General features: G+C 61.4%; 12 protein-coding genes. All 12 read left to right on the forward strand.

The window, feature by feature from the left end; translation table 11 throughout:
* Window positions 1-1235: NADH-quinone oxidoreductase subunit D (locus tag ACK41V_RS16620; protein ID WP_409783839.1), on the forward strand; the 1235-nt coding region annotated here is incomplete at its 5' end.
* Window positions 1232-1765 (forward strand): NADH-quinone oxidoreductase subunit NuoE, encoded by a 534-nt coding sequence (gene nuoE / locus ACK41V_RS16625; RefSeq protein ID WP_409783841.1) that lies wholly within the window; start codon window positions 1232-1234, stop codon window positions 1763-1765. The genes ACK41V_RS16620 and nuoE, both read left to right, overlap by 4 nt.
* A complete protein-coding gene (gene nuoF, locus ACK41V_RS16630) occupies window positions 1762-3117 on the forward strand; it encodes an NADH-quinone oxidoreductase subunit NuoF (RefSeq protein WP_409783842.1) in 1356 nt (451 codons plus the stop codon). The genes nuoE and nuoF overlap by 4 nt, the downstream gene beginning before the upstream one ends.
* A 15-nt stretch (window positions 3118-3132) precedes the next feature.
* Window positions 3133-5268 carry an NADH-quinone oxidoreductase subunit NuoG gene (gene nuoG / locus ACK41V_RS16635; RefSeq protein WP_409783844.1) on the forward strand — a complete coding sequence of 712 codons (2136 nt, stop codon included), beginning with the start codon at window positions 3133-3135 and terminating at the stop codon, window positions 5266-5268.
* Window positions 5265-6347, forward strand: coding sequence for an NADH-quinone oxidoreductase subunit NuoH (gene nuoH, locus ACK41V_RS16640; protein ID WP_409783845.1), 1083 nt, complete (start codon window positions 5265-5267; stop codon window positions 6345-6347). Before nuoG ends, nuoH begins: the two co-directional genes overlap by 4 nt.
* Before the next feature lie 12 nt (window positions 6348-6359).
* A complete protein-coding gene (gene nuoI / locus ACK41V_RS16645; protein ID WP_057202184.1) occupies window positions 6360-6872 on the forward strand; it encodes an NADH-quinone oxidoreductase subunit NuoI in 513 nt (170 codons plus the stop codon).
* A 49-nt stretch (window positions 6873-6921) separates the two neighbouring features.
* Window positions 6922-7590, forward strand: coding sequence for an NADH-quinone oxidoreductase subunit J (locus ACK41V_RS16650; protein ID WP_409783847.1), 669 nt, complete (start codon window positions 6922-6924; stop codon window positions 7588-7590).
* Window positions 7587-7895: an NADH-quinone oxidoreductase subunit NuoK gene (gene nuoK / locus ACK41V_RS16655; protein ID WP_094285673.1), complete on the forward strand. Its 309-nt coding sequence runs from the start codon at window positions 7587-7589 to the stop codon at window positions 7893-7895. The genes ACK41V_RS16650 and nuoK overlap by 4 nt, the downstream gene beginning before the upstream one ends.
* Before the next feature lie 31 nt (window positions 7896-7926).
* The gene (nuoL, locus tag ACK41V_RS16660; protein WP_409783849.1) at window positions 7927-9972 is read left to right on the forward strand and encodes an NADH-quinone oxidoreductase subunit L; all 2046 of its coding nucleotides are present in this window, start codon (window positions 7927-7929) and stop codon (window positions 9970-9972) included.
* Between the two features lie 13 nt (window positions 9973-9985).
* Entirely contained in the window at window positions 9986-11461 is a 1476-nt protein-coding gene (locus ACK41V_RS16665) for an NADH-quinone oxidoreductase subunit M (protein ID WP_409783850.1), read from the forward strand.
* A gap of 24 nt (window positions 11462-11485) precedes the next feature.
* Window positions 11486-12979 carry an NADH-quinone oxidoreductase subunit NuoN gene (nuoN, locus tag ACK41V_RS16670; RefSeq protein WP_409783852.1) on the forward strand — a complete coding sequence of 498 codons (1494 nt, stop codon included), beginning with the start codon at window positions 11486-11488 and terminating at the stop codon, window positions 12977-12979.
* Window positions 12980-13034: 55 nt separating this feature from the next.
* Window positions 13035-13340 carry a DUF2818 family protein gene (locus ACK41V_RS16675; RefSeq protein ID WP_409783854.1) on the forward strand — a complete coding sequence of 102 codons (306 nt, stop codon included), beginning with the start codon at window positions 13035-13037 and terminating at the stop codon, window positions 13338-13340.

A 13340-nucleotide genomic window follows, 5' to 3' on the forward strand; every position in this document is an offset into this window, starting at 1 on the left:
ATTCCCTGAACTTCGGACCGCAGCACCCTGCAGCGCACGGCGTGCTGCGCCTGGTGCTCGAGCTCGACGGCGAAGTCGTCCAGCGTGCCGATCCGCACATCGGCCTCTTGCACCGCGCCACCGAAAAGCTGGCCGAGCACAAGACCTATATCCAGTCGCTGCCCTACATGGACCGCCTGGACTACGTGTCGATGATGTGCAACGAGCATGCCTATTGCCTGGCCATCGAAAAGCTGATGGGCCTGGAAGTGCCCGAGCGCGCCCAGTACATCCGCGTGATGTTCTCCGAAATCACGCGCCTGCTGAACCACCTGATGTGGCTCGGCTCGCACGGCAATGACTGCGGCAGCTCCACCATCCTGATCTACACCTTCCGCGAGCGCGAAGACCTGTTCGACATGTACGAAGCCGTCTCCGGCGCGCGCATGCATGCGGCGTACTTCCGTCCGGGCGGCGTGTACCGTGACCTGCCGGACTCCATGCCGCAGTACAAGGTCAGCAAGATCAAGAACGCCAAGGCCCTGGAGGCCATGAACCAGAACCGCCAGGGTTCCATGCTCGACTTCATCGACGACTTCACGCAGCGCTTCCCCGCCTGCGTGGACGAGTACGAGACCCTGCTCACCGACAACCGCATCTGGAAGCAGCGCACCGTGGGCATTGGTGTGGTGCCGCCCGAGCGCGCGCTGAACCTGGGCATGACCGGCCCCATGCTGCGTGGCTCCGGCATTGCATGGGACCTGCGCAAGACCCAGCCCTACGATGTCTACGACCGCATGGAATTCGACATTCCCGTGGGCAAGACGGGCGACTGCTACGACCGCTACCTCGTGCGCGTGCATGAAATGCGCGAGTCCAACCGCATCATCAAGCAGTGCGTGGACTGGCTGCGTGCCAACCCCGGCCCGGTCATCACCGACAACCACAAGGTGGCTGCCCCCGACCGCGAATCCATGAAGTCCAACATGGAAGAGCTGATCCACCATTTCAAGCTGTTCACCGAAGGCTTCCACGTCCCCGAGGGCGAAGCCTATGCCGCCGTGGAGCATCCCAAGGGCGAGTTCGGCATCTACCTGGTGAGCGATGGTGCCAACAAGCCCTACCGCCTGAAGATCCGTGCGCCTGGCTTTGCGCACCTGGCCACACTCGACGAGATGGCCCGCGGCCACATGATCGCCGACGCCGTGGCCATCATCGGCACCATGGATATCGTGTTCGGGGAGATTGACCGATGAGTAGCACCGAAGCGAAGAACCTCGCCCCTGTGGCTGCGCCCATCACCGAGGCGACCATCGCCCGTTTTGCGCGTGAAGTGGCCAAGTACCCGGCCGAGCAGAAGCAATCGGCCGTGATGGCCTGCCTGGCCATCGTCCAGCAGGAGCAGGGCTTTGTCAGCACCGCGAGCGAGGCCGTGATCGCCGACTACCTGGGCATGCCCCAGATCGCGGTGCACGAAGTCACCACGTTCTACAACATGTACAACCAGCAGCCGACGGGCAAGTACAAGCTCAACGTCTGCACCAACCTGCCTTGCCAACTGCGCGACGGCCAGAAGGCGCTGCATCACCTCGAAAAGAAGCTGGGTGTGACCATGGGCGAGACCACGGCCGACGGCCTGTTCACCCTGCAGCAGTGCGAGTGCCTGGGCGCATGCGCCGATGCGCCCGTGATGCTGGTCAACGACCGCACCATGTGCAGCTTCATGGACAACGACAAGCTCGACCAGCTCGTGGATGGCCTCAGGGCCGCAGAGGGGCAAGCATGACCACCGCCGCACAGATCCTCTCGCAGTTCCAGGCCACCGGCGTCCAGACCTGCTTCCACGACCGCCACATCAACCCGCAGATCGTCGCGGGCCTCGACGGCACGAACTGGAGCATCAAGGACTACGAAGCGCGCGGCGGCTACGAAGCGCTGCGCAAGATCCTGGCGCAGGGCGAAGGCGCAGGCCTCACCCAGGACCAGGTCATCGCCACCGTCAAGGAGTCGGGCCTGCGTGGCCGCGGCGGCGCGGGCTTCCCCACCGGCCTCAAGTGGAGCTTCATGCCCCGCTCGTTCCCCGGCCAGAAGTACCTGGTGTGCAACTCCGACGAAGGCGAGCCAGGTACCTGCAAGGACCGTGACATCCTGCAGTTCAACCCCCACATCGTCATCGAAGGCATGATCATCGCGGCCTACGCGATGGGCATCTCCGTGGGTTACAACTACATCCACGGCGAAATCTTCCAGACCTACGACCGCTTCGAAGAAGCGCTCGAAGAGGCGCGCGCCGCCGGCTACCTGGGCGACAAGATCCTGGGCAGCAACTTCAGCTTCCAGCTGCATGCGGCGCACGGCTTCGGCGCCTACATCTGCGGCGAAGAGACCGCGCTGCTCGAATCGCTCGAAGGCAAGAAGGGCCAGCCGCGCTTCAAGCCACCGTTTCCGGCCAGCTTCGGCCTGTACGGCAAGCCCACCACCATCAACAACACCGAGACCTTCGCGGCCGTGCCGTGGATCATCCGCAATGGTGGCCAGGCCTACCTCGAGTGTGGCAAGCCCAACAACGGCGGCACCAAGATCTTCTCGGTCTCGGGCGACGTGGAAAAGCCCGGCAACTACGAAGTGCCCATGGGCACGCCGTTCGCCAAGCTGCTCGAACTCGCCGGTGGTGTGCGCAAGGGCCGCCAGCTCAAGGCCGTGATCCCGGGCGGCTCGTCCTCCCCGGTGCTGCCTGCGTCCGTCATCATGGAATGCACGATGGACTACGACTCCATCGCCAAGGCCGGCTCCATGCTGGGCTCGGGTGCCGTCATCGTGATGGACGACTCCCGCAGCATGGTCGAGAGCCTGCTGCGCCTGTCCTATTTCTACTCGCACGAGTCCTGCGGCCAGTGCACGCCGTGCCGCGAAGGCACGGGCTGGATGTGGCGCGTGATCGACCGTATCCAGCATGGCCAGGGGCGCGATGGCGACCTGAACCTGCTCAATTCGGTGGCAGACAACATCCAGGGCCGCACCATCTGCGCGCTGGGTGATGCAGCGGCCATGCCGGTGCGCGCCATGATCAAGCACTTCCGTCCGGAATTCGAAGCACTGATCCGCAAAGAGACCCCGCAGGCTTCTGCCTCCGCCTGATCGCGAGAAACGCATATGGTTGAAATCGAACTCGACGGACAGAAGGTAGAAGTCGCCGAAGGCTGCATGGTGATGCATGCAGCCGAAAAGGCCGGCACCTACATTCCCCATTTCTGTTACCACAAGAAGCTTTCCATCGCCGCCAACTGCCGCATGTGCCTGGTGGACGTGGAAAAGGCACCCAAGCCCATGCCCGCCTGCGCCACGCCGGTGACGCAGGGCATGATCGTGCGCACCAAGAGCGACAAGGCCATCAAGGCTCAGCAGTCGGTCATGGAATTCCTGCTCATCAACCACCCGCTGGACTGCCCCATCTGCGACCAGGGTGGCGAGTGCCAGCTGCAGGATCTGGCCGTGGGCTACGGCGGCTCTTCCTCGCGCTACGAGGAAGAAAAGCGCGTGGTCTTCCACAAGGACGTGGGCCCGCTGATCTCCATGCAGGAGATGAGCCGCTGCATCCATTGCACCCGCTGCGTGCGCTTTGGCCAGGAAGTGGCCGGCGCGATGGAGCTGGGGATGATCCACCGTGGCGAGCACGCCGAGATCACCACCGTGGTGGGCGATACCGTGGACTCCGAGCTGTCGGGCAACATGATCGACATCTGCCCCGTGGGCGCGCTCACGAGCAAGCCGTTCCGCTACAGCGCCCGCACCTGGGAACTGTCGCGCCGCCGCTCGGTCAGCCCGCACGATTCCACCGGTGCCAACCTCATCGTTCAGGTCAAGAACCACAAGGTCATGCGCGTGGTGCCGTTCGAGAACGAAGCCGTCAACGAATGCTGGATCGCCGACCGTGACCGCTTCTCGTACGAATCGCTCAACAGCGACGAGCGCCTGACCCAGCCCATGCTCAAGCAGGGCGGCGTCTGGAAGACCGTGGACTGGCAGACCGCGCTGGAATACGTGGCCAACGGCTTGAAGAACATCAAGGCCGACCACGGTGCCAACAGCATCGGCGCCCTGGTCAGCCCGCACAGCACGCTCGAAGAGCTGTACCTGGCCTCCGCCCTGGTGCGCGGCCTGGGCAGCGACAGCATCGACTACCGCCTGCGCAATGCCGAATTCACGGCGCCCGAAGGCATCCGCTGGCTCGGCACGTCCATCGCATCCCTGTCCACGCTGCAACGCGTGCTGGTCGTGGGCTCCAGCCTGCGCAAGGACCATCCACTGTTTGCCCTGCGCGTGCGCCATGCCGTGCGCCACGGTGCCCAACTGAGCGTGGTCGACTCCTCCGTGGGCGACTGGGCCATGCCCATCAAGCACCAGCTGCTGCAGAACGCCAGCCAGTGGGTGCAAGCCCTCGGCTCCATCGCCTCGGCCATCGCCCAGGAAAAGAACGTCGCTGCCCCCCAGGGTGCAGCCGAAGCCTCCGAGGCCAGCCTGGCCATCGCCCGCTCGCTGCTGGGTGGTGAACGCAAGGCCGTGCTGCTGGGCAACGCTGCCGCGCACCACGGCCAGGCCGCAGCGCTGCTGGCCCTGGCCAACTGGATCGGCGAGCAGACCGGCGCCACCGTCGGCTACCTCACCGAAGCCGCCAACACCGTGGGTGCCCAGTTCGCTGGCGCCCACCCCGTGGGCAGCGGCCTGCACGCAGGCCAGATGCTGGCCGGCGGCCTCAAAGCCGTGCTGCTGCTCAACACCGAACCCGCGTTTGACGCGGCCAACGGTGCCCAGGCCAGCGCCGCCATCGGTCAGGCGCAGATGGTCGTCACCCTGAGCCCGTTCAAGGCCAACATGGACATCAGCGACGTGCTGCTGCCGATTGCGCCGTTCACCGAAACCTCGGGCAGCTTCGTCAACGCCGAAGGGCGCCTGCAGAGCTTCCACGCCGTGGTGCGCCCGCTGGGCGATACGCGTCCCGCATGGAAGGTGCTGCGGGTCCTGGCCAATGTGCTGGGTGTGCCAGGTTTTGATTTTGAGACGTCGCAAGACGTGCTGGCTCGCGCCACCAATGCTCCCGCAGGCACATTGACCATGCTGCCAGCCGAACAACTGTCCAACGCTGTGGGTCATGTGCCTCAAGGTGGGGCTGATGTGGCTGAGCCTGCGGTCGCGTCCATCTATCAGCTGGATGGCCTGGTGCGCCGCGCCACCTCGCTGCAGTTGACCACCGATGCCCGTATGGCTGCCGGTGAAGGAGTGGCAGCATGATTGACGCGCTGTACAACGGCGGGCTGAACCTCCTGCCATTTGGTTGGTGGATGGGCATCGCCTGGCCCGTGTTGTGGATCTTGATCAAGATCGTATGTATCCTCGCGCCGCTGATGGGTGCGGTGGCTTATCTCACTTTGTGGGAGCGCAAGCTGCTGGGCTTTATGCAAGTGCGCCATGGCCCCAATCGCGTAGGCCCATTCGGTCTGCTGCAACCGATTGCTGACGCGCTGAAGCTGCTGACCAAGGAAATCATCCAGCCCACGGCTGCGAGCAAGGGCCTCTTTGTGCTTGGGCCGGTGATGGCCATCATGCCTGCGCTGGCTGCCTGGGTGGTCATTCCTTTTGGCCCTGATGTGGCTCTGGCCAATGTCAATGCAGGTTTGCTGCTGGTGATGGCCATTACCTCGATTGAGGTCTACGGCGTGATCATTGCGGGCTGGGCATCGAACTCCAAGTACGCGTTTCTGGGGGCCCTGCGTGCGTCTGCCCAAATGGTGAGCTATGAAATCGCAATGGGGTTCTGTTTGCTGATCGTGATCATGGTGTCCGGCAGCATGAACCTGACCGAAATCGTGATGGGACAGAGCCGTGGTATGGCGGCCGACAAAGGGTTGACCTTCCTGTCTTGGAACTGGCTCCCGTTGCTGCCGGTTTTCTTGGTCTACCTGATCTCGGGGGTGGCAGAGACGAACCGCCATCCGTTTGACGTCGTGGAAGGCGAGGCTGAAATTGTGGCCGGTCACATGGTGGAGTATTCCGGCATGGGCTTCGCCATCTTCTTCCTGGCTGAATACGCCAGCATGTGGCTCGTGTCGATTCTGGCTGCGCTGATGTTCCTGGGTGGGTGGTTATCGCCCATCGACAGTGCCTTGTTCAACTGGATTCCCGGTTGGATCTGGCTGGGCCTCAAGACCTTTGTGGTTGTGTCCATGTTCATCTGGATTCGCGCGACCTTCCCGCGTTTCCGTTATGACCAGATCATGCGTCTGGGCTGGAAGATCTTCATTCCGGTCACGCTGGTGTGCCTGGTCGTTGTGGGCGGGTGGTTGCTATCGCCTTGGAATATCTGGAAATAAGCGGGGACACCTATGACTGCTGTTGCTGCTGCTGCACCTTTTTCGTTCAAGGATTTCTTCAAGAGCTTCATGCTCGTGGAGCTGCTCAAGGGCATGGCCCTGACGGGCCGCTATGCCTTTCGCCGCAAGGTGACTGTGCAGTTCCCTGAAGAGAAGACACCCTTGTCACCACGTTTCCGTGGCCTGCACGCCCTGCGTCGTTATGACAACGGTGAAGAGCGTTGTATCGCCTGCAAGCTGTGCGAGGCCGTGTGCCCCGCCATGGCCATCACCATCGAATCCGAAGTGCGGGATGACGGTTCGCGCCGCACCACGCGCTACGACATCGATCTGACCAAGTGCATCTTCTGCGGCTTCTGCGAAGAAAGCTGCCCCGTGGATTCGATTGTCGAAACTCACATCTTCGAATACCACGGTGAAAAACGCGGTGACCTGTATTTCACGAAAGACATGTTGCTGGCCGTCGGTGACCGGTACGAGGGCGAGATTGCTGCGGCCAAGGCGGCAGACGCCAAGTACCGCTGAGCGGTAGCGAGCCCTTCCTTCCGCCAGACTTTCTATAAAGACCCGATTCATGGACGCCAAGACTGGTTTCTTCTACTTTTTCTCGGTTGTGCTGCTTTTCGCGGCCTTCCGGGTGATCACTGCACGCAACCCTGTGCATGCCGTTCTGTACCTCATCCTTGCGTTTTCGCAGGCGGCAGCGATTTGGCTGCTGCTCAAAGCAGAGTTTTTGGCCATTGCTCTGGTGCTGGTGTATCTGGGCGCGGTGATGGTGCTGTTCCTGTTTGTGGTGATGATGCTGGACGTCCACATCGATACCGTGCGCAAAGGGTTCTGGAAGCATTTCCCGCTCGCCGCTACGGTGGGCGCGCTCATCGCGCTGGAGATGGCTGCCGTGCTGATGGGCGGTTTCCGTGGCATGGATGAACCCAAGGCTGCCGCCGCTGTGGTGAATGCAGCGGGCCAGGTGGTTCAGTACTCAAATACCAAGGCGCTGGGCATCCTGCTCTACACCGAATACCTGTATCCCGTCGAAATTGCAGCGGTGATTCTGCTGGTTGCCATGATTGCTGCCATTGCATTGACGCTGCGCCAGCGCAAGGACAGCAAGGCGATTAATCCATCAGCCCAGGTTCGGGTGCGCGCACGTGATCGCCTGGAGGTGGTGAAGGTTGCTGTGACCCAGAAGCCCGCGCCAGAAGTGCCGGTGGAGCCTGCTGCCGAGGAGAAAAAAGCATGACACTGACTTTGGGCCACTTTCTTTCCCTTGGCGCGATGCTTTTCGCGCTGGCGGTGATCGGCATCTTTTTGAACCGCAAGAACCTGATCGTGCTGCTCATGGCCATCGAGCTGATGCTGCTGGCGGTCAACATGAACTTCGTGGCGTTCTCCTATTACCTGGGTGACATGCACGGACAGGTGTTCGTGTTCTTCATCCTGACGGTGGCCGCGGCCGAGTCGGCCATCGGCCTGGCCATTCTGGTGCTGCTGTTCCGCAACAAGTCCAGCATCAACGCGGAAGACCTCAACACCCTCAAGGGTTGATGAGCCACCCGTATTCCCAAGGTTCTCAAGAATGAGTCAAACCCTCTCTGCTTCAACGCTCCTGGCCGTGCCGCTGGCGCCGCTTGTGGGCGCATTGCTGGCCGGCATCTTCGGCACCACCTTCGGCGGCAACTGGATCGGTCGCCGGCTGAGCCACACCCTGACCATTCTGGGCGTGCTGGTGGCGTTCATCCTGTCGGCCATGACGCTCAAGAGCGTAGCGGTCGATGGCGCGCGCTTCAACGAGACGCTCTACACCTGGATGGTGGTGGGCGGCCTGAAGATGGAGGTGGGCTTCCTGGTGGACAGCCTCACGGCCATGATGATGGTGGTGGTGACCTTCGTGTCGCTGATGGTGCACATCTACACCATCGGCTACATGGAAGAGGACGAGGGCTACAACCGTTTCTTCGCCTACATCTCGCTGTTCACGTTCTCCATGCTCATGCTGGTCATGAGTAACAACCTGCTGCAGCTGTTCTTTGGCTGGGAAGCCGTGGGCCTGGTGTCCTACCTGCTGATCGGCTTCTGGTTCAACAAACCGACGGCCATCTTCGCGAACATGAAGGCGTTCCTGGTCAACCGCGTGGGTGACTTCGGCTTCATCCTGGGTATCGGCCTGATCGTTGCGTACGCTGGCACGTTGAACTATGGCGAAGTGTTTGCAAAGTCTGGCGAACTCGGGGCCATGTCGTTCCCTGGCACCGACTGGATGTTGATCACGGTGATCTGCATCTGCCTGTTCATCGGCGCAATGGGCAAATCGGCTCAGTTCCCGCTGCATGTCTGGCTGCCCGATTCGATGGAAGGCCCCACACCCATTTCCGCGCTGATTCACGCGGCAACCATGGTGACGGCGGGTATTTTCATGGTGGCGCGGATGTCGCCCCTGTTCGAACTGTCTGACACGGCCCTCAATTTCATCCTGATCATTGGTGGCATCACTGCATTGTTCATGGGGTTCCTGGGCATCATCCAGAACGACATCAAGCGCGTGGTGGCTTATTCCACGCTGTCCCAGTTGGGCTATATGACGGTGGCCCTGGGGGCATCGGCGTACTCGGTGGCCGTGTTCCATCTGATGACCCACGCGTTCTTCAAAGCTCTGCTGTTTCTGGGCGCGGGCTCGGTCATCATGGGTATGCACCACAACCAGGACATTCGCTGGATGGGCGGCGTGCGCAAGTACATGCCCATCACCTGGATCACCTCGCTGCTCGGCTCTCTGGCGCTGATCGGAACGCCCCTGTTCTCGGGCTTTTACTCCAAGGACAGCATCATCGAGGCCGTGCATTTCAGCCAACTGCCAGCGGCTGGCTTCGCGCACTTTGCCGTGTTGGCGGGCGTGTTTGTCACTGCCTTCTATTCGTTCCGCATGTACTTTCTGGTGTTCCATGGCAAGGAACGGTTCGACCAGAACCCCGATGCACACCATGACGACCATCACGGCCATGATGATCACCACGGGCACGATGCCAAACCGCACGAATCCCCCTGGGTGGTGACGGTGCCGCTGGTGCTGCTGGCCATTCCTTCGGTAGTGGTGGGTTTCATGTTCATCCAGCCCATGCTGTTTGGAGACTTCTTCAAAGACGTGATCTTTGTGGATGCAGCCAAGCACCCCGCGATGGCCAAGCTGGCTGAAATCTTCCATGGCCCTGTCGGCATGGCGCTGCATGGCTTGCAGACGGCACCGTTCTGGCTGGCGCTGGCTGGTGTCGCAGCCTCGTACTACATGTACATGATCAACCCGGCGCTGCCCGCAGGCATCAAGGCGCGTGTCATGCCGCTGTATGCCTTGCTGGAAAACAAGTACTACCTCGACTGGATCAATGAGAACATTCTGGCCCGCGGAGCGCGTGCTTTGGGCGTCGGCCTGTGGAAGGTCGGCGACCAAACCATCATCGACGGTGGCATGGTGAACGGTTCCTGGAAAGTGGTGCGTGGCGTGTCGGGTGTGGTTCGCTGGTTCCAGTCCGGGTTCATCTTCCACTACGCACTGGTCATGATCCTGGGTGTGTTCGCTCTGATGACCTGGTTCGTCTGGGGCGACGTCATCCTGCAGCTCATCAAATAAGGAAAACAACAAAATGGGTCTGTTGAGTCTTGCAATCTGGACACCGATTGCCTTTGGTGTACTGCTGCTTGCCATTGGGCGGGATGAGCATGCCCGTGCGGTGCGGTGGCTGGCATTGGTGGGGGCGCTGATCGGGTTTCTGGTCACATTGCCGTTGTACGACGGTTTCCAGATCGGAACCGCAGCCATGCAGTTCGTCGAAAAGGCCGCCTGGATCGAGCGTTTCAACGTCTATTACCACCTGGGTGTCGACGGTATTTCGTTCTGGTTTGTGCCCCTCACCGCCTTTATCACGGTGATCGTCGTGATCGCCTCTTGGGAGTCGATCACCGAACGCGTCAACCAGTACATGGGCGCCTTCCTGATTCTTTCCGGTTTGATGATCGGTGTGTTCTCGGCGCTCGACGGCATTCTGTTTTACGTGTTCTTCGAAGCCACGCTGATCCCGATGTACCTGATCATCGGTATCTGGGGTGGCCCGAACAAGATCTACGCGGCGTTCAAGTTCTTCCTGTACACGCTGCTCGGCTCGCTCCTGATGCTGATCGCACTGATCTTCCTGTACAACCAGTCCGGCGGCAGCTTCGACATCGCCACCTGGCACCAGCTGCCCCTGAGCTCCACGGCCCAGACCCTGCTGTTCTTCGCCTTCTTCGCCGCCTTCGCGGTGAAAGTGCCGATGTTCCCGTTCCACACCTGGCTGCCCGACGTGCACGTGGAAGCGCCCACCGGTGGCTCCGCCGTGCTGGCCGCCATCATGCTGAAGCTCGGTGCCTACGGTTTTCTGCGATTTTCGATGCCTATTGCCCCCGATGCCTCGCGCGAATGGGCCTGGCTGATGATCACGCTGTCGCTGATCGCCGTGATCTACGTCGGCCTGGTGGCCATGGTCCAGAAGGACATGAAGAAGCTGGTGGCCTACTCGTCCGTAGCGCACATGGGCTTCGTGACCCTGGGTTTCTTCATCTTCAACGACCTGGGTGTCTCCGGCGGCCTGGTGCAGATGATTGCCCACGGCTTTGTGTCGGGCGCCATGTTCTTGTCCATCGGCGTGCTCTACGACCGCGTGCACTCCCGCGAGATCGCAGCCTACGGCGGCGTAGTCAACACCATGCCCAATTTCACGGCGTTTGCGCTGCTGTTTGCCATGGCCAATTGTGGCCTGCCGGGCACCGCCGGGTTCGTGGGCGAGTGGATGGTGATCCTGGGTGCCGTCAAGGCCAACTTCTGGATTGGCCTGGCCTCGGCCACCGCGCTGATTTTTGGCGCGGCTTACACCTTGTGGATGTTCAAGCGCGTGTACCTGGGCCCGGTGGCCAACGACCACGTCAGGGACCTCAAAGACCTCAACAGCCGCGAGTTCCTTGTGATGTCGCTGCTGGCGATTGCCGTGCTGGCCATGGGCCTGTACCCACGTCCGTTTACGGACGTGATGGACACTTCGGTCGCGGAACTGCTCAAGCATGTCGCACTGACGAAGCTGAACTGACCAGACTGAACTGAGAGATTCGAGATGATTGACAACATCAGCTGGCTAGCGATTTACCCCGAAATTGTGCTGTTGACCATGGCGTGCGTGATCGCGCTGGTCGACCTGGGTGTGCACAGCCCCCGCCGCACGGGCACTTATGTGCTGACCATGCTCACGCTGGCCGTGGTGGCTACCTTGCAGGCGATGTATGCCAGCAGTGGCAACACCTTCTACGGCTTCGGCAACATGGTCGTCAGTGACGCCATGGGCAACTGGCTCAAGTGTTTTGCCACCGTGGCCATGATGGTCACCCTGGTCTATGGTCGCCCCTATGCGGCCGACCGTGACATGCTGCGCGGCGGTGAAATGTTCACGCTGTCGATGTTCGCCTTGCTGGGCATGTTCATCATGATCTCGGGCAACAACTTCCTGGTGATCTACCTGGGCCTGGAGCTGCTGACGCTGTCGAGCTACGCCCTGGTGGCCCTGCGCCGCGACAACGCCACCGCGACCGAAGCTGCGATGAAGTACTTCGTGCTCGGCGCCATGGCCAGCGGCTTCTTGCTGTATGGCCTGTCCATGGTTTACGGCGCTACGGGTTCGCTGGACATCGGCCAAGTGTTCAAGGCCATCAACGCGGGGCAGATCAAGCACCAGGTGCTGGTTTTTGGCCTGGTGTTTGTGGTGGCCGGCCTGGCGTTCAAGCTGGGTGTAGCGCCTTTCCACATGTGGATTCCCGACGTGTACCAAGGCGCTCCCACGGCAGTGACCCTGATGATTGGTGGCGCGCCCAAGCTGGCCGCTTTTGCCATCACCATCCGCCTGCTGGTGGACGGACTGCTGCCGCTGGCGATTGACTGGCAGCAGATGCTGGCTGTGCTGGCGATTGGGTCGCTGCTGGTGGGTAACCTGGCGGCTATCGCGCAGACCAACCTCAAGCGCATGCTGGCGTACTCCACCATTTCGCAGATGGGTTTTGTGCTGCTGGGCTTGATGTCGGGTGTGATCAACGGCAACGTGGATGCCACGGCGGTAGAGAACGCCTACAGCGCTTCCATGTTCTATGTGGTGACCTATGTGTTGACCACGCTGGCCGCCTTTGGCGTGATCCTGCTGCTGGCGCGCGAAGGTTTCGAGAGTGAAGAGATTTCGGACTTTGCAGGCCTCAACCAGCGCAGCCCGCTGTATGCCGGCGTGATGGCGGTGTGCCTGTTCTCGATGGCCGGTATCCCGCCGCTGGTGGGCTTTTACGCCAAGCTGTCAGTGCTGCAGGCGCTGGTGGCTTCAGGCCAAAGCCTCTATATCGCCATGGCGGTGTTCGCGGTCATCATGTCGTTGATTGGTGCGTTCTACTACCTGCGCGTGGTCAAGGTCATGTATTTTGATGCCCCGTTGACCGCGTCTACCGTATCGGCCCCCGTGGACGTGCGCGTGGTGTTGACCCTGAATGGCGCTTTGATCCTTGGCCTGGGCTTGCTGCCAGGCGGCTTGATGACGCTGTGTGCTGACGCAGTGGTGCGCGCCCTGGCGACTTGAGCTGCGGTCAGAACAAACCGCGGCAGTCCCCCACCATCTACCCGCTGATCCTGTTGTGTCCTTGACCGCATCCGTCTGGCTGGTGATCGTGGCGGCTTTCATCGCTGCCAACCTGCCTTTTGTCAATCACCGCTGGCTGGTGGTTGGGCCGGTGGCGGGGCCACGCAAGGCCTTGCCCGTGCGCTTGGCGGAGTTGATCGTGTTGTACTTTCTGGTGGGCGGCATGGCGCTGTTGCTGGAGCGCCGTGCGGGCCAGATTGCGCCCCAGGGCTGGGAGTTTTACGCGATCACGGGCACGCTGTTTGTTACGTTGGCCTTCCCGGGTTTTATCTACCGGTATCTGCTGCGCCGCCACGGCTGA

The sequence above is a fragment of the Acidovorax sp. genome (assembly GCF_046291265.1).
Classification (GTDB): Bacteria; Pseudomonadota; Gammaproteobacteria; order Burkholderiales; family Burkholderiaceae_C; genus Acidovorax.